Annotated in this window: 12 protein-coding genes; 6 read left to right on the top strand and 6 right to left on the bottom strand. The window is 35.5% G+C overall.

Going from position 1 to position 17,690, the window contains the following annotated elements:
* Position 1 precedes the first annotated feature (1 nt).
* From ICJ84_RS15860 to ICJ84_RS15835, 6 genes are all read left to right on the top strand, one after another.
* Entirely contained in the window at positions 2-1,186 is a 1,185-nt protein-coding gene (locus ICJ84_RS15860) for an aspartate aminotransferase family protein (protein ID WP_188217401.1), read from the top strand.
* 154 nt (positions 1,187-1,340) lie between these two features.
* Positions 1,341-2,729: a tetratricopeptide repeat protein gene (locus ICJ84_RS15855; protein ID WP_188217400.1), complete on the top strand. Its 1,389-nt coding sequence runs from the start codon at positions 1,341-1,343 to the stop codon at positions 2,727-2,729.
* A 51-nt stretch (positions 2,730-2,780) separates the two neighbouring features.
* Positions 2,781-3,701 (top strand): DUF368 domain-containing protein, encoded by a 921-nt coding sequence (locus tag ICJ84_RS15850; RefSeq protein ID WP_188217399.1) that lies wholly within the window; start codon positions 2,781-2,783, stop codon positions 3,699-3,701.
* Entirely contained in the window at positions 3,702-4,721 is a 1,020-nt protein-coding gene (locus ICJ84_RS15845; RefSeq protein WP_188217398.1) for a DUF368 domain-containing protein, read from the top strand.
* Complete coding sequence (locus tag ICJ84_RS15840; protein ID WP_188217397.1) at positions 4,714-5,457, top strand: shikimate dehydrogenase family protein; 744 nt, start codon at positions 4,714-4,716, stop codon at positions 5,455-5,457. The genes ICJ84_RS15845 and ICJ84_RS15840 overlap by 8 nt, the downstream gene beginning before the upstream one ends.
* A 129-nt stretch (positions 5,458-5,586) precedes the next feature.
* Complete coding sequence (locus tag ICJ84_RS15835; RefSeq protein ID WP_188217396.1) at positions 5,587-7,560, top strand: DUF349 domain-containing protein; 1,974 nt, start codon at positions 5,587-5,589, stop codon at positions 7,558-7,560.
* 69 nt (positions 7,561-7,629) lie between these two features.
* Here ICJ84_RS15835 and mqo read toward each other — a convergent pair whose 3' ends face one another.
* From mqo to ICJ84_RS15805, 6 genes are all read right to left on the bottom strand, one after another.
* Entirely contained in the window at positions 7,630-8,994 is a 1,365-nt protein-coding gene (mqo, locus tag ICJ84_RS15830; protein WP_188217395.1) for a malate dehydrogenase (quinone), read from the bottom strand.
* Between the two features lie 171 nt (positions 8,995-9,165).
* On the bottom strand, positions 9,166-9,939 hold the full coding sequence (gene mazG, locus ICJ84_RS15825) for a nucleoside triphosphate pyrophosphohydrolase (RefSeq protein ID WP_188217394.1): 774 nt from the start codon (positions 9,937-9,939) through the stop codon (positions 9,166-9,168).
* A gap of 104 nt (positions 9,940-10,043) precedes the next feature.
* On the bottom strand, positions 10,044-12,311 hold the full coding sequence (locus tag ICJ84_RS15820; protein ID WP_188217393.1) for an aconitate hydratase: 2,268 nt from the start codon (positions 12,309-12,311) through the stop codon (positions 10,044-10,046).
* 207 nt (positions 12,312-12,518) lie between these two features.
* Positions 12,519-15,311, bottom strand: coding sequence for a bifunctional aconitate hydratase 2/2-methylisocitrate dehydratase (locus tag ICJ84_RS15815; RefSeq protein WP_188217484.1), 2,793 nt, complete (start codon positions 15,309-15,311; stop codon positions 12,519-12,521).
* 275 nt (positions 15,312-15,586) lie between these two features.
* The gene (locus tag ICJ84_RS15810; protein ID WP_345013603.1) at positions 15,587-16,699 is read right to left on the bottom strand and encodes an acyltransferase family protein; all 1,113 of its coding nucleotides are present in this window, start codon (positions 16,697-16,699) and stop codon (positions 15,587-15,589) included.
* Between the two features lie 37 nt (positions 16,700-16,736).
* On the bottom strand, positions 16,737-17,690 hold the full coding sequence (locus ICJ84_RS15805; protein WP_188217392.1) for an AAA family ATPase: 954 nt from the start codon (positions 17,688-17,690) through the stop codon (positions 16,737-16,739).

Genomic DNA, 17,690 nt, shown 5'->3' with positions numbered 1-17,690 from the left:
TATGAAAGAAGACTTTTTAAAATATCAAGCACAAACTTCTCCTTTTCCATTATCTATGGAAATTTGTCATGCTAGTGGTAGTTATATTTATAATACCAATGGCAAAGATTACTTAGATTTTGTTTCTGGGGTTTCTGCAACGCCGCTTGGCCATAACCATCCAAAAGTTGTAAATGCCATAAAAGAGCAGCTTGATAAATATATGCACGTTATGGTTTACGGGGAGTACATTCAAAAAGCCCCCATAGATTTGTGTAAACTTATCGCTGACAACCTACCTAAACCATTAGACAAAACATATTTAACCAATTCTGGAACTGAAGCTATTGAAGGTGCTTTAAAACTCGCCAAACGTATTACAGGTAGAAGTGAACTCATCGCTGCTAAAAAAGCGTATCATGGTAACACCATGGGGTCTATGAGTGTTATGGGCTACGAAGAACGCAAACAAGCCTTCAGACCCCTATTACCTGGCATTCGTTTTATAGAATTCAATAACGAAGATGATCTTACTAAAATAACAACAAAAACAGCTGGAGTTATTCTCGAAACCATTCAAGGTGGCGCAGGATTTATTGAACCCAAAAATGATTATTTAACAAAAGTTAGAAAACGTTGCGACGAGGTTGGCGCGGTTCTTATTTTAGATGAAATTCAACCAGGTATTGGTCGAACTGGAAAATTATTCGGATTCGAAAATTACAATTGTATTCCAGATATTGTGGTTATGGGTAAAGGTTTGGGTGGCGGTATGCCTATAGGTGCTTTTACTGCTTCAACCGCACATATGGATTTATTAATGGACAACCCTAAAATGGGACACATCACCACATTTGGAGGGCATCCGGTGATTGCAGCGGCGGCTTTAGCGACACTGAAGGAAATCACCGAAACCAATTTGATGGCTGAAGCTTTACAAAAAGAACAACTTTTCAGAAAACTTTTAGTACATCCACTGATTACAGAAATACGAGGAAAAGGTCTGATGTTGGCTCCAATAATACAATCTGCAGATATAGCAAATACGGTTGTTTTAAAAAGTCAGGAGGCTGGTTTAATTCTCTTCTGGTTACTGTTCGAAGGTCGTGCAGTAAGAATTACGCCACCACTTACCATTTCAGAAGAAGAGATAATTAAAGGCTGTTCTATAATAATTTCCATTTTAGACGATATTCTTGAAAGCTAAAACATCGACAAACGACTAACTCTCAACAAACAACTTAATTTTACAAATAAACTCCTTAGCTGTTCATTACTTTGTTAAAAACATTTAAGTTTTGGCGGCTAATCATTAAAATAGAACATTAAATTTATAGTAGTAGAACTTTACAAATGTGCCTATGGAGTTTAGTCAAGATGAAAACAACAATTTACCTCTAACCAAATTCGAGTCGATGTTAAAAACAAACCATGTGTTGTTTTTTGACTCAGAGGAATTTGAAAACATCATTCATCACTATCTGAATCAAGGTAAAATAGCTTTGGCTAAAAAAGCTATCAAACTTGGCTTAGACCAACATCCTACCTCGGTCAATCTAAGACTTTTTAAAGTTGAAGTTTATGTGTTTGAAAACAAACTTGTTGAAGCAGACACGTTGCTTAACGAACTTTATAATCTGGATCCGATGAATGAAGAAATCTACATCCAGAAAGCCAATATCTTTTCTAAAAAAGACGACCATCAACAAGCTATTGATGTACTTAAACGAGCACTTGAACTGACTGATGACGTTGTAGATTTGTATTCGCTTATAGGAATGGAATACCTTTTTCTTGATGAATTTGAAAAAGCTAAAGAATGTTTTATAAAGTGTTTAGAAGAAGATATTGAAGATTACTCGGCACTTTATAACGTGATTTACTGTTTTGAATTCTTAAATCAAACTGAAGAAGCTATTGAGTATTTAAATATCTTTTTAGACAAAAATCCGTATTGCGAAGTTGCCTGGCATCAATTAGGTAAACAGTACTACAATCTTAAAAATTACAAAAAGGCCTTGGCGGCATACGATTTTGCTATCATTTCTGATGATACTTTTGTCGGCGCCTATTTAGAACGTGGTAAAGTTTTAGAAAAACTAAAACGTTTTAACGAAGCAATTGAAAACTATTCCATTACATTAGAATTAGACGACCCGACTTCGTTTGCTCTATTGCGTATTGGTAGCTGTCATGAAAAGCTTAAAAATGACGAATTAGCTGTTCAGTACTACTACAAAACAGTTCATGAAGATCCGTTATTAGATAAAGGTTGGATTGCCATAACCCGTTTTTACAACAAAAAAAGAGACTATGAAAAAGCGCTTTACTACATCAACAAAGCGATTAACATAGATTCTGAAAATGTGGTTTACTGGAAATTATATTCGCAAATCAATCATCGCTTGAATCATTTAGAAGAAGCTGAGCGCGGTTACAAAAAAACCTTAGAACTAGGCAATTACGAACTAAATACTTGGCTTTCAAGAGGCGATATTTTAATTAAATTAGGCGAACCTGAAGCTGCCATTTACAATTTTGAGCAGGCTATTGAATTTTATCCTGAAAATTCAGAAATAGAATATCGCTTAGCAGGCTTATATTTATCTTTAAATGAAGAAGATAAAGGTGTTTTTTACCTTAAAAATGGCTTAGATCACAACGAAGATTACGCTTTTATTGTAGAGGAACTTTTTCCTGAAGTAGCTAACAAAATACTTGTTAAAAACATACTAAAAACAAATCAATAAGTCTCTGTTTAATTAAAATGTATACCTTTGGTTTTTATGCAAAACCAAAATATGCAACGACGCTTAATTGATTATTTAATCATTACTTTTAAAGGCTTAGCCATGGGTGCAGCCGATGCTGTTCCTGGTGTCTCAGGTGGTACTATCGCTTTCATTTCGGGAATTTATGAAGAGTTAATTTCAACTATTAGCAACGTTAACCTTTCGCTTTTAAAAACGCTTTTCGACAAAGGCGTTAAAGCATTTTGGAGTGAAGTTAATGGTAACTTTATTTTGGCGCTTTTAAGTGGTATTGTTATCAGCTATGTTTCCTTTATGAAACTGGCGAAATATCTTTTAGAAAATCAACCCGTTTTAATCTGGTCTTTCTTTTTTGGTTTAATTGTAGCTAGTATTTATTTTGTGGGCAAACAAGTAACCAAATGGGATGCTTCCATCATATTATCGCTAATCATTGGAGCTGTAGTTGCTTTTTATATTAGTTCGCTTCCTGCTATGGAAAATAACAATAGCGACTGGTTTTTGTTTTTTGCAGGCGCCATAGCTATTTGCGCCATGATTCTTCCGGGTATTTCGGGCTCTTTCATCTTAATCATATTAGGCGCTTATAAAACTTTAAGTGATGCCATTCATGATGTCGATATCAAAAAATTAATCATCTTTTTCTCTGGTGCCATTATTGGTTTGTTAAGCTTTAGTCATGCTTTAAAATGGCTATTTAAAAACTACCACAACATTACTTTAGCTTTGTTAACCGGGTTTATCTTCGGTTCTCTTAACAAAGTTTGGCCTTGGAAAAATACCTTAAGCTGGCATACAAATTCTGAAGGCATCAAATCGCCTTTAATCCAGGAAAGCATCTCCCCTTTTGCTTTTAATGGTGATAATCAAATTGTATTTGCCATAATACTGATGATCCTGGGATTTTTAACTATTTTTATTCTTGAAAAGATAGGCGCAAAAAAAGCATAAATGGAAAGCACCAGAACACTTAAGGACAAAATATTTCTAGTTCTAAAAGGATTAGGAATGGGTGCTGCCAATAAAGTACCTGGTGTGTCTGGCGGTGTGGTTGCTTTTGTAGCCGGCTTTTACGAAGAATTTATATATTCTTTAAAAAAGATTAACGGTAAAGCTTTTAAATTACTGATTAACGGACGTTATAAAAGTTTTTACAATTACATAAACGGACGTTTTATTAGTCTACTATTCTTCGGAATGATTGTCAGCTATTTCAGCGTTTCGAAAGTTTTAGATTATCTTATTGAAAACTATGAACTCTATGTTTGGAGTGTGTTTTTCGGCATGATTATCGGCTCTATCTATTACATCAATAAAGATTTCAAAGACTGGAATTATAGAACCTATACCTCGCTTGCCATAGGCATTTTGTTAGGCGCAGGTATTAGTTTTTTAAATCCGGCTAAAGAAAACGACAATCTTTGGTTTGTTTTTTTCTGCGGCATCATTAGTGTTTCAGGCATGACATTACCAGGATTTTCAGGGTCCTTCATTTTAATCCTATTAGGAAATTATGTCTTGTTGTTAGTCGATTCAGTCAACGCCTTATACGATACATTTTCTGATATATTCAGAGGAAACTTCGACTTTATACACAATTCGCAACGCATTCGCATGTTAAAAGTGTTAGCGGTTTTTACCCTAGGCTCTGTAACTGGCTTAGTTACCTTTTCCCATATATTAAGCTACATTTTAAAACGTTATAAAAGTATTACGCTTTCCGCTATCATCGGTTTTATAGTTGGATCATTAGGTGTTGTATGGCCATGGAAGTACACCATCTACAAACTTTCTGAAGACGGCAAGCCAATGATGGATTCTACAGGAACTAAAATCGTAGCCAACTATCAACGCTATATTCCGGAACTCAATACCGAAACCTATTATGCTATAGCATATATTTTTATGGGTGTTGCCATTGTTTTGGCATTGGAATACTATGGACAAAAAACAAGAAAAATTAATGAATAAATTAGGGCTTTTAGGTAGAAGCATCTCCTACTCTTTCTCCAGATCGTACTTTAAAAGAAAATTTGAAGACGAACAAATTAACAACACGACTTACGAAAATTTCGATATACCATCTCTTGATGAACTTCCTAAAATCATAGAAAATACTAAAGATTTAAAAGGATTAAACGTTACGATTCCTTACAAGGAAGAAGTCATTCCGTATTTAGATAAACTCAACAAAAAAGCAAAAGCCATTGGTGCGGTTAACACGATACGCGTGACTAAAAAAGGAAAACTTGTAGGATACAACACCGATTGTTACGGTTTTAAAAAATCTCTTAAACCACACTTAAAAAGACGTCATAAATCGGCATTAATTCTAGGAACAGGTGGTGCCAGTAAAGCCATTGCGTACACCCTAAAAAAGCTGGGAATAGAGTATCATTATGTGTCGCGAACAGCTTCAGAAGCTGTTAAATACACTTACAATGAATTAACCGAAGCCATCATTGCAGATCACTTACTTATTATAAACTGTACACCGCTAGGCACATTTCCAAATATTGAAAATCATCCCGATATTCCTTATAACGGTATCACAGATAAACATATTCTTTTCGATTTAATTTATAATCCAGAAGAAACCACCTTTTTAAAACTAGGTAAAGAACGTCACGCAACCACGGTAAACGGCTTAGACATGCTTGTTTTTCAAGCTGAAAAAGCATGGTCTATCTGGAATGTTACTATTTAAACTCAGTAAAAATTTCAAATATTCTTACAGTACGCGCAAATAATTTGCCTTCTAAATATTTGTAAATAATAGACTTGTTAGTATCTTTAAACACACAAAGCTGTATTACGAACCCTAACATTTTTTAAAATGTCTGATTTAAATAACCTGAACGGAAAAGAAGAGCAAAGTAAGAATGAGGAACATTCTGAAAAAAAATTAGTAGAAAACACGTCAATAGAATCTACCGAATCTACTGATGCCAAGGAGTCTGAAACCATCGAGGAAGACAAAACTGTTCATGCCTCAGCTTCAGAATCTGACAATGATGATCACGGTTTAGATGAAATTGACGAATCTAATGCTGAAGATGCCGAAGATGAAGGTCATAAAGACAGGCACACCATCGAGCTAAAAGCTTACGACACCATGTCGCTTGAAGCCCTGGCCATAGAGTTAGAACGTTTACTTAAAAACGAAAAGGTTCAGGCTATAAAAACACATGTCGATGCCATTAACAACGAGTTTAAAGACAAGTTTCAAGCCCTTCTGGACGAGAAAAAAGAAGACTTTATAAACGAAGGTGGCAACGAAATAGATTTTTATTACAGCTCTCCTGTACAAAAACGTTACAAAGAAGCTTACAACGATTATCGTAAAAAACGTAACGAATACTACCAGAATATTGAAAAAAATCTGAAACAAAATTTAGCCGATAAGCTTGAAATTATCGAAGAACTTAAAGGCTTATTAAATGTTGAAGAAAACATCAATACGACCTACAAGCATTTTAAAGAACTTCAGGAGCGTTGGAAAAATACAGGTCCTATTCCAAGAGACAAATACAATAATGCCTGGAATAGCTACCACCACCATGTAGAAATGTTTTACGATTTTCTACATTTAAACAGAGATTTACGCGATTTAGACTTCAAACATAACTTAGACCAGAAGCTGAAAATAATTGATCGTGCTGAAGAGTTAGCTAAAGACGACAATGTGTTACGCGCTTTCAGAGAACTTCAGGAACTTCACAAAATGTGGAAGGAAGAATTAGGTCCTGTACAACGAGAATATCGCGAAGAAATTTGGAACAAGTTTAAAGCTGCTACCAAAACTATTAACGATAAACGTCAGGTTTATTTTCAGGAAATCGATAAAGTTTACGAAAAAAATCTAGAAACCAAACTTGCCATTGTTGAAGCCATTAAAGCAATAACTGCTGAACATATTACGTCTCATAATGGTTGGCAAAAGAAAATTAAAGAAGTTGAAGAGTTAAGAGAAGCATTCTTCAATGCAGGAAAGGTACCTATTAAAGAAAATGAAAATACCTGGGCTAAATTTAAAGATGCGGTAAGAACCTTTAACCGACGTAAAAACGGGTTCTACAAAGACCTTAAAAAGGAACAATATACCAACCTTCAAAAGAAGCTGGATTTAATTAAAATTGCCGAAGACAATAAAGACAGTGAAGATTACGAAGTGACTACCCCACTCATGAAAAAAATTCAAAATGATTGGAAAAAAATTGGTCACGTTCCTCGTAAAGACAGTGATAAAATCTGGAAACGATTTAAAACAGCTTGTAATTTTTACTTTGATAAGTTACATGCTAAAAAGAATGCAGCCAATAAAGAAGGCTTAGAAGCTTTCACTAAAAAACTAGAACTTTTAGATACTCTAAAAAATCTTAAACCATTTTCAGATAAAGATAAAGGTATTGAACAAATAAAAGAGTTCACAAACCAATGGAAAGCATTGGGACGCGTACCTAACGACAAACGCTACGTAGAAGGCAAATTCAATAAAGCCGTTGATGATTTGTTATCGGGCTTAGAAATGGATAAAAACGAGGTTGAAATGATTAAGTTTGAAAACAAACTTGACCATATGAATACCGATGATGATAACAGAGATTTAGATAACGAGCGTTCATTTATTCGTAAAAAGATTGACGAAGTTAAAGGTCAGATTAACCAGTTGGAAAACAACTTACAATTCTTCACGAATGTTGACGACGACAACCCTTTGGTTAAAGAAGTGCATAACAACATTAAAACGCACAAAGAGTCTTTAGAACTTTGGGAAAATAAACTGAGTAAAATTAAAGAACTCTATTAGTTAAGTAGAGTTCTACATAGTTATAAAAAAAGCGGTTTAAAGCCGCTTTTTTATGTTATATCTCAGTGCTTAAAAGCATTTTTCAATTACATTTTTCATTACAGAATACGATGTCGAAGCTCCTGGCGACGCTCCTAACAATGCTGCAATGGATTTATCTTTAGAAACGATAATTTCGGTTCCAAATTCCAGTTTACCGAAACCCTTTTTATTGCGCTTGATAATCTGTACACGCTGACCTGCCACAACAATTTTCCAATCGTCATCGTTAGCTTCCGGATAAAATTCACGAAGCATCTCCATACGGTCTTTAAAATTTAAGCTAACCTGTTTGATTAAATACTTTACCAATGGTAAATTTTGATATCCCGCTCCTAAAAGACTCATGATATTATCAAATTCCACCGATCTCGGTAAATCGAACATTGATCCATGCTTTAAAAACTTCGTGGTAAAACCTGCGAACGGTCCGAACAACAACTCTTTACGCCCATTAATCATACGGGTATCCATATGAGGTACAGACATTGGAGGCGAGCCCTTTTTGGCCTTTCCATAAACTTTTGCCTGATGTCTTTCAATAACTTCAGGGTTTGTACAACGCAACCAAAGCCCACTAATCGGAAAACCTCCATAGCCTCTGGCCTCTTTTATATTAGACTTCTCTAATAAAGGCAAGGCTCCTCCACCAGCACCAATAAACACGTAGTTTGTAACAATTTTCCAGTGTTTGCCAACATTTTGCCCTTTAACTGAAATCAACCAACGTTTATTATCGGTTTGCTGTAAATTGTACACGTTACTGTTATTTACTAACTCTACATTATCTTGTCTTCCTAAGAAAGCAAACAATTGATCGGCTATTTCTCCAAAATTAACATCGTATCCCTTCTCAAAAAACGTAGCTGCAATAGTTTCCTTTTCGCTTCTACCTTCCATCATTAAAGGAATCCATTCTTTAATTTCATTAATATCCTTTGAAAATACCATCTCTCTAAAATGTGGTATTTCCTTTAAAGTTTTCCATCGCTTTTCTAAGTATTCTACATTCTTGGCACCCTCAACAAAACTAATATGTGGTACTTCATTTATACACTTAGACAAGTTTTTGATGTATCCTTTTTCAGCACAATCTTTCCAAAACGATAATGTTTCATTAAACTGTTCTGAAATATTAATTGCCTTAGTCGCATCAATTGCACCCTTTTGTACAGCACCTTTTTTTTCCGGTGTGTAGTTTAATTCACAATTACCTGCATGCCCAGTTCCGGCATTATTCCATGCTTCTGAACTCTCTTCTGCCATTTTAGGCAGCTTTTCAATAATTGTTATTTTCTTACCAGGAAATTTCTCAAAAAGTAGGATTGCCAATGTGGCACTCATTATTCCACCTCCGATGAGTACAAACTCGGAGTGCTTAATCGTTTTAGCCATTTCTGAAACCTTGTTTCTTTAATAATCGCTTGCAAATATAATCGATTCTAAAAGAATTAAAATCGATACCTGCCACAATATTTTTAATTTTTTTGTATTGAAATTTCAGGTGAATAATTTTAGAAATATATCAATGTATCGTTCTGAAAGTCAACATTTTTTCAAAGTCTTTTATAACTTTTTTGCTTCTTCCCAAAAGACATCCATTTCTGCTAAGGTCATTTCTTTCAAAGGTTTATTCAAGGCCTGTGCTTTCTCCTCCAGATATTTGAACCGCTTTGAGAATTTTTTATTAGTGCGCTCTAAGGCATTTTCAGGATTCACATTTAAAAATCTGGCATAATTTACCATTGAAAATAACACATCGCCAAATTCACTTTCTATAGCATCGGTATTATTCGAATCGATTTCAGTTTTTAATTCCTGAAGTTCCTCTTCTACCTTTTCCCAGACTTGATTGGGCTCTTCCCAATCGAATCCTACGCCTGCTACTTTTTCCTGAATTCTATTGGCTTTAACCAGAGCTGGCAAGCTATTAGGTACGCCTTCTAAAACACTCTTCTTCCCTTCTTTAAGCTTTAAGTTTTCCCAATTACGCTTAACATCTTCTTCATTTTCAACTTTTACATCGCCATAAATATGCGGGTGTCTGCTGATTAATTTTTCGCAAATACTATTACATACATCGGCAATATCGAAATCGTTGGTTTCACTACCTATTTTACTATAAAATACAATATGAAGCAGTACATCTCCTAATTCCTTTTTAACCTCTTCCAGATCATTATCTAAGATAGCATCGCCTAACTCGTAGGTTTCTTCAATAGTTAAATGACGAAGCGTTTCCATGGTTTGCTTTTTATCCCATGGACACTGCGCTCTCAGTTCATCCATAATAGTTAATAATCTATCAAATGCTTTAAGTTGATCTGCTCTGGAATTCATAGTAAAATGTTTTGGTAAAAGTACAATTATAAATGTTTTTTAGTTAGGGATGTAAAACAAAAAATCCAGCCGTTAAGCTGGATTTTAAATTCATTTTATATCTATTAGGCATTTTGAGCTGCAATAAGATTTAATGCCGATCCTGCCTTATACCATGCTATTTGAGCATCATTATAAGTGTGATTTAACTTGATAACATCTTTGCTACCATCAGCATGAACAACCTCTAAAGTTAACTGTTTATCTGGTGCAAATTCATTTAAATCTAGGAAGTTAAACGTATCATCCTCCTGAATTAAATCGTAATCAGATTCATTATCAAAAGTCAAACCTAACATACCTTGCTTTTTAAGATTGGTTTCGTGAATACGTGCAAATGACTTGACAATCACAGCAGCAACTCCAAGATGCCTTGGTTCCATAGCCGCATGCTCTCGAGAAGATCCTTCACCGTAGTTATGATCACCAACCACAACTGTTTTAATACCTTCCTTTTTGTATTGACGCTGTACATCTGGTACGCCGCCATACTCTCCGGTTAATTGATTTTTAACAAAGTTTGTTTGCTGATTATAAGCATTCACTGCTCCAATTAAACAGTTATTAGAAATATTATCTAAATGACCACGGAAACGCAACCAAGGCCCAGCCATAGAAATATGGTCTGTCGTACATTTCCCAAAAGCTTTAATCAATAATTTAGCACCTTTAATCTCATCACCAATTGGTGTGAATGGCGTTAATAACTGAAGCCTTTCCGAGTTTGGATCAACCTTAACATGTACATGGCTTCCGTCTTTCTCTGGTTCCAAATATCCATTATCTTTAACTTCAAAACCTTTTGGAGGTAATTCCCATCCTGTTGGTTCTTCAAACATAACTTCTTCTCCATTTTCGTTAATTAACTTATCTGTCATCGGATTGAAATCCAAACGACCTGCAATTGCAATAGCTGCTGTTAATTCTGGAGAAGCCACAAAAGCATGGGTATTTGGATTACCATCGGCACGTTTAGCAAAGTTTCTGTTGAACGAATGTACTATGCTATTTTTTGGTGCATTTTTAGGATCACTGTAACGTGCCCACTGCCCAATACATGGTCCACAAGCATTTGTAAATATTTTAGCATCCAATTTTTCAAAAACCTCAAGAATACCATCGCGTTCTGCAGTATAACGAACTTGTTCAGAACCTGGATTGATTCCTAATTCAGATTTCATTTTAAGTCCTTTATCGATGGCTTGTTGAGCTATGGATGATGCACGCGATAAATCTTCATACGAGGAGTTTGTACAAGACCCAATTAATCCCCATTCCACAACCATTGGCCAATCGTTGGCTTTTGCTTTCTCGCCCATTTCCTTTCCTGCCGGAGTTGATAAATCGGGTGTAAACGGACCGTTTAATAACGGATTTAATTCAGACAAATTAATTTCAATAACCTGATCAAAATACTGCTCAGGATTAGCATAAACTTCAGGATCGGCAGTTAAATAATCCTTTACTTTATTCGCTGCGTCGGCCACATCAGCTCTTTCGGTAGAACGCAGGTAACGCTCCATAGATTCATCGTAACCAAAGGTCGATGTGGTTGCTCCAATTTCGGCTCCCATATTGCAAATAGTTCCTTTACCAGTACAAGACATAGCCGTTGCTCCAGGTCCGAAATATTCAACAATAGCTCCAGTTCCTCCCTTTACAGTAAGAATTTCAGCTACTTTTAATATCACATCTTTAGGAGCAGTCCAACCTGATAATTTACCAGTTAACTTGACCCCAATAAGTTTCGGAAACTTAAGTTCCCAAGCCATACCTGCCATAACGTCTACGGCATCGGCACCACCAACACCAATAGCCACCATACCTAAGCCACCAGCATTTACCGTATGTGAATCGGTTCCAATCATCATCCCTCCCGGAAATGCATAATTTTCCAAAACAACCTGGTGAATAATACCGGCTCCTGGTTTCCAGAAACCAATGCCATATTTATTTGAAACAGACTCTAAAAAGTTAAAGACTTCACTACTTACACTATTCGCATGTTTTAAATCGGCAGCAGCACCATCTTTTGCCTGAATTAAATGGTCGCAATGTACAGTAGTTGGCACCGCAACTTTACTTTTTCCAGCTTGCATAAATTGCAATAAAGCCATCTGCGCTGTAGCATCCTGACATGCGATTCTATCTGGAGCGAAATCGACATAATCTTTACCTCTTGTAAATGCGGTAGTTGGATTACCATCCCATAGGTGATTATACAATATTTTCTCAGAAAGCGTTAAAGGTTTCCCCACAACTTTACGAGCGGTATCAACGCGCTCTGCCATTCTGGAATAAACGCCTTTAATCATTTCAATATCAAATGCCATATTCTTTTCTTTTTTTAATGTATTTAAATTCCCTCTAATTTATTAAAAAAATTGCGATGCCACTTACTAATTAACTAAATATTAGTCTATTTATATTGAGTTTATCTTATGAAAAGCATCTGTTTCTTTTTAAAATGAACGCTATAAAAAAACCGAGCCTGAATTTTCATTCAGACTCGGTTTATATATTATGAGTTACTTTTTTCTTTAGTAAGCCATTGCGGCTGTACTCAATTGCTTGTGAGGTGGTTTAAACTTTGTTAAAACAATACCCTCTACTGCAGCTTGATACTCTTCAATATTAGGTGTTCTACCTAAAATTGTAGATAATACTACTACCGGAGTAGATGACAATAAAGATTCTCCTTTTTTCTCACCCGAATCTTTAACCACGCGACCTTGGAATAAACGTGTAGATGTTGCCATTACAGTATCTCCTGGCTCAGCTTTTTCCTGATTACCCATACATAAGTTACAACCCGGACGCTCTAAGTAAAGCATATTTTCGTATTTAGTTCGTGCTAAACCTTTAGGTGCATTATCGTCGAATTCAAAACCTGAATATTTCTGTAATACTTCCCAGTCACCTTCAGCTTTTAACTCATCTACAATGTTATATGTTGGAGGAGCCACAACTAAAGGCGCTTTAAACTCAACTTTTCCTTGTTGTGCTTCGATATTCTTTAACATCTGAGCTAATATCTTCATATCTCCTTTGTGAACCATACAAGATCCTACGAAACCTAAATCTACTTGTTTAGTACCACCATAGAAAGATAACGGACGGATGGTGTCGTGCGTATAACGTTTAGAAACATCATCGTTGTTTACGTCTGGATCGGCAATCATAGGCTCAACGATTTCATCTAAATCAATAACCACTTCAGCAAAATATTTTGCATTAGAATCAGGACGTAATGCTGGTTTAGAACCCGATTTAATCTCTTCGATTCTCGTGTTTGCTTTATCAATAAGCCCTTGAAGCACTTGTTTATCGTTATCCATACCTTTTTCAATCATGATTTGAATACGATCTCTTGCGATTTCTAAAGATTCGATTAAAGTATCGTCTTCAGAAATACAGATAGACGCCTTGGCTTTCATTTCAGCTGTCCAATCGGTAAATGTAAAGGCTTGATCTGATGTTAAGGTACCAATATGTACTTCGATAACACGACCTTGGAATACGTTTTCACCACCAAATTGCTTTAACATTTGTTGTTGTGTTGCATGAACCACATCACGGAAATCCATATAAGATTTCATTTCTCCTTTAAAAGTTACTTTAACAGACTGAGGAATTGGCATAGTCGCCTCTCCTGTTGCCAAAGCTAAAGCCACGGTTCCTGAATCGGCTCCGAAAGCCACACCTTTAGACATTCGTGTGTGAGAGTCACCACCGATGATGATAGCCCAGTCATCAATAGTAATATCGTTTAATACTTTGTGAATAACGTCGGTCATAGCGTGGTATTTTCCTTTAGGGTCACGCGCCGTGATTAATCCGAAGTCATTCATAAATTTCATTAATTTAGGAATGTTCGCTTTCGATTTGTTATCCCAAACCGAAGCAGTATGACATCCTGATTGGTAAGCACCATCAACAATTGGAGAAATAACAGTGGCTGCCATCGCCTCTAATTCCTGAGATGTCATTAATCCTGTAGTATCCTGAGACCCTACAATGTTTACTTCAACACGAACATCAGAACCTGCATGTAATGTTTTACCTGGTGTTGTTCCTACAGCATTTTTATTGAAGATTTTCTCTACAGCGGTTAACCCTTGACCTTCCACAGAGATTTCTTTAGAAGGCGCATAAACCGTTGGAATTTCAACACCTAAAATACCTGCTGCGATTGTTTGTAATTTTTTACCAAAAACTACAGCATAAGATCCACCTGCTTTGATGAATTCAACTTTTTGAGGTGTTAACGACGCTGAAATATCAATTAATTCCTGATCGCCATTATATAACTTTTTCTCTTTAGTATTAATTGTAAGAACCGTACCAGTTTCTACTGAATACGCCTGCTCTAAAACCGGATCCCCATTTTCATCTAACACTGTGTTACCAGCTTCGTCGGTTTTCTTAACCCAGTTTTTAAGGTCGATACCAATACCACCTGTCACACCAACTGTTGTTAAGAAAATTGGAGAAATACCGTTTGTTCCTGCAATAATCGGCGCAATATTAATAAATGGGACATAAGGACTTGCTTGAATACCGGTCCATAACGCTACGTTATTTACACCAGACATTCTTGAAGATCCCACTCCCATAGTTCCTTTTTCAGCGATTAACATCACACGTTTATCTGGATGTTGCGCTTTTAATGCAGTTAATTCTTGCTGCATGTCTTTATTGTGCTCGAAGATACACTGCCCGTGTAACTCACGATCTGATCTTGAGTGTGCATCTGCTCCCGGAGATAATAAATCAGTTGAAATGTCACCTGTTCCAGCAATAAAGGTTACGATTTCTATTTTCTCTTCAACTTCAGGAAGTTTTGTAAAGAATTCTGCTTGAGCATAACTCTCTAATAACTCTTTCGCCACAGCATTACCTGCTTTGTACGCTTCTTCTAAACGTGCGGTATCTGCTTCGTATAAGAACACCTGTGTTTTTAAAACTTCGGCTGCTTGCTTAGCAATAGCTACATCATTTCCTAAAGCTAAATCTAAAAGCACTTCAATAGAAGGCCCCCCTTTCATATGAGAAAGTAATTCGAAAGCAAATGTTGGCGTAATTTCCGCTACAACAGCATCACCAAGAATAATCTCTTTTAAAAACTTTGCTTTTACTCCTGCAGCTCCCGTTGTTCCAGGCACTACATTGTAGATAAAAAATTTAAGCGAATCTTCGCGATTTTCGTTATTTAAATCCTTAATTTGCTCTATGATTTCGCTTAACAAATCAGCTCCATCAATTGGTTTTGGGTGAAGCCCTTGAGCTTTTCGTTCTTCGATTTCCTTGATGTAATCGTTGTACATATTCATATTATTAGAAGTCATTTCGATTTTAAGACCTTGAACATAACCTGATACGGCTGTATTCAAAAGACTGATTACAACCCTTACTTATTATAACAAAGCCGTTTAACTTAGTTTTTTATTTAGCCTGGCAAAAGTACTGAATTAATGCAAAGTTTTAAAAATAAAAAACGGAATACAATCCGTATTTATACTTAATTATTATAGTACCATAATTATTAAATATAGCTTGCTGTTTTTTAAAGAAATTCTATAAAAAAATGCTTATTTGCTAACTTACTTTAACTCAGTATTCTTTTAAAAAATGGCTTATCTCTTAAATTCATCATGGGTTTTTCAAAATACGTATATAACAAATGACTCAAATAAATTGACAAGCTCCAATAAGTTAGCAAAGTTATTATTTTAACTGTTAATGAAGCTTCACAAACATCAGTAAAATGTTGAATAGTTAACAATATGACTGAATAATTCAGCAAATAAAGTGCATAGGAAATAATACTTAATTTAGTTATAAGTAATTTTACGTAATTAAAAGTATCAATCGTTATTAAAGAAGGAAAAAGCAACAATAAGCAAACAGACAATATAGGCAAATAAAACACATTGAAAAACAATGGTGTATTAACCGGCGTTAAACCCAATAGGGCAATTAGTATATGTGTTGATAAAAACACTCCAAATCCTAACACAAACATGGTTTTTGTATATCTCTCAAAAGCTGATCTATATTTATTCATTAAATAAATGAATACAAAACCGAAATAAATACTATCTAATCTGTAAATAACAACTTTTCTAAGACCTCCACTCCATGCTCCGTCTGAAAGAATACTGTGATTTATATGAAAATTATATCTCATGATTGCAGAAGTAATGATGAGAAGCACAGAAACCCATAGAAACCAAATTCGTTTATTAACAGGCTTGATTAATCTGATGATTAAATACAATAATAAAGGCCCTATGATATAGGCATACTCCTCAATAGATAAACTCCATGATTCGGTAAAAAAATCTGGCTGTGGTGTTACAAAATTTTGCAGAAACAAAAAGTAATTTCCTAATCCGTTTATAATTTCCCCTGAAAAAAAATAAAACAACAGAATATTTAAAACCAGAACTAAAAAGTAATTAGGCAAAGTTCTAAACCAGCGACGAATCCAGAAATAGATGAAATCATTAAGCGATGTCTTTCCGGCTTCTAATTGTTTTAAAATAATTCCGCCAATTAAATAACCACTTAATACAAAAAACAAATCGACACCAATGGTTCCCAGAAAACGAATAGCGGTAAGCACCAGCGTATTTTCATTAGGAAACAATAATAAAGTTGAATGAGAAAATAGTACTAATAGAATAGCTAATGCACGAATAGCATCTAATCCTAAAATTCTATGCCTACTATCTATTATTATAGTTATTTAAGATTTAAAATAAACTCTTAATGATTTGATCTTCGGTTATACCTTCGGCTTCGGCTTTGTAATTTTTAATAATACGGTGTCTTAAGATTCCTGAAGCGACGGCCTGCACATTTTCAATATCTGGTGAAAATTTACCATGAATAGCCGCATGGGTTTTAGCTGCAAGGATTAAGTTTTGTGATGCTCTCGGCCCTGCGCCCCAATCAATGTAATTCTTAACCAACTCAGCAGCCGCATCAGAATTCGGCCTGGTTTTACCCACCATCGTTACTGCGTATTCTACAACATTATCGGCTACCGGAATACGACGAATTAATTGTTGAAAATCGATAATCTGCTTTGCTGTAAACAATGCATTTATGGTTTTCTGTGTATCAGTCGTTGTCGATTTTACCACTTGTACCTCTTCTTCAAAAGTTGGGTAATCTAAATTAATGGCAAACATAAAACGGTCTAACTGGGCTTCAGGTAACGGATATGTTCCCTCCTGCTCAATTGGGTTTTGCGTTGCTAAAACAAAATATGGCAACGCTAATTTGTAATGATGACCAGCAACAGTTACCGCGCGTTCCTGCATGGCTTCCAATAAAGCAGCCTGCGTTTTAGGAGGCGTTCTGTTAATCTCGTCTGCTAAAATGATATTCGAGAAAATCGGACCTTTAATGAATTTAAAATGACGGTCTTCATCTAAAATTTCACTCCCCAAAATATCGCTAGGCATTAAATCGGGCGTAAACTGAATACGCTTAAAGTCTAAGCCTAAAGCCTGAGCAATGGTATTAACCATTAGGGTTTTTGCTAAACCAGGAACACCTATAAGAAGTGAGTGTCCGCCAGAAAAAATAGAAATTAATATTTGATTTACAACCTCATCCTGACCAACAATAACTTTGGCGATTTCAGTTTTTAAATCTTTATACTGCTTTACAAATTGTTCAATAGCGGAAACATCGGACAT

The sequence above is a fragment of the Aestuariibaculum suncheonense genome, assembly GCF_014596935.1.
Classification (GTDB): domain Bacteria; phylum Bacteroidota; class Bacteroidia; order Flavobacteriales; family Flavobacteriaceae; genus Aestuariibaculum; species Aestuariibaculum suncheonense.
This window is presented reverse-complemented; position numbering and strand designations above follow the sequence as displayed.

What these genes read in the sequence shown, in the direction of transcription:
- mazG (WP_188217394.1), bottom strand. Translation starts at nt 9,939, where the DNA reads ATGAATTCCAGAGCAGATCAACTTAAAGCATTTGATAGATTATTAACT.
- ICJ84_RS15845 (WP_188217398.1), top strand. Translation starts at nt 3,702, where the DNA reads ATGGAAAGCACCAGAACACTTAAGGACAAAATATTTCTAGTTCTAAAA.
- ICJ84_RS15855 (WP_188217400.1), top strand. Translation starts at nt 1,341, where the DNA reads ATGGAGTTTAGTCAAGATGAAAACAACAATTTACCTCTAACCAAATTC.
- ICJ84_RS15835 (WP_188217396.1), top strand. Translation starts at nt 5,587, where the DNA reads ATGTCTGATTTAAATAACCTGAACGGAAAAGAAGAGCAAAGTAAGAAT.
- ICJ84_RS15860 (WP_188217401.1), top strand. Translation starts at nt 2, where the DNA reads ATGAAAGAAGACTTTTTAAAATATCAAGCACAAACTTCTCCTTTTCCA.
- ICJ84_RS15850 (WP_188217399.1), top strand. Translation starts at nt 2,781, where the DNA reads ATGCAACGACGCTTAATTGATTATTTAATCATTACTTTTAAAGGCTTA.
- ICJ84_RS15805 (WP_188217392.1), bottom strand. Translation starts at nt 17,690, where the DNA reads ATGTCCGATGTTTCCGCTATTGAACAATTTGTAAAGCAGTATAAAGAT.
- ICJ84_RS15815 (WP_188217484.1), bottom strand. Translation starts at nt 15,311, where the DNA reads ATGAATATGTACAACGATTACATCAAGGAAATCGAAGAACGAAAAGCT.
- ICJ84_RS15840 (WP_188217397.1), top strand. Translation starts at nt 4,714, where the DNA reads ATGAATAAATTAGGGCTTTTAGGTAGAAGCATCTCCTACTCTTTCTCC.
- mqo (WP_188217395.1), bottom strand. Translation starts at nt 8,994, where the DNA reads ATGGCTAAAACGATTAAGCACTCCGAGTTTGTACTCATCGGAGGTGGA.
- ICJ84_RS15820 (WP_188217393.1), bottom strand. Translation starts at nt 12,311, where the DNA reads ATGGCATTTGATATTGAAATGATTAAAGGCGTTTATTCCAGAATGGCA.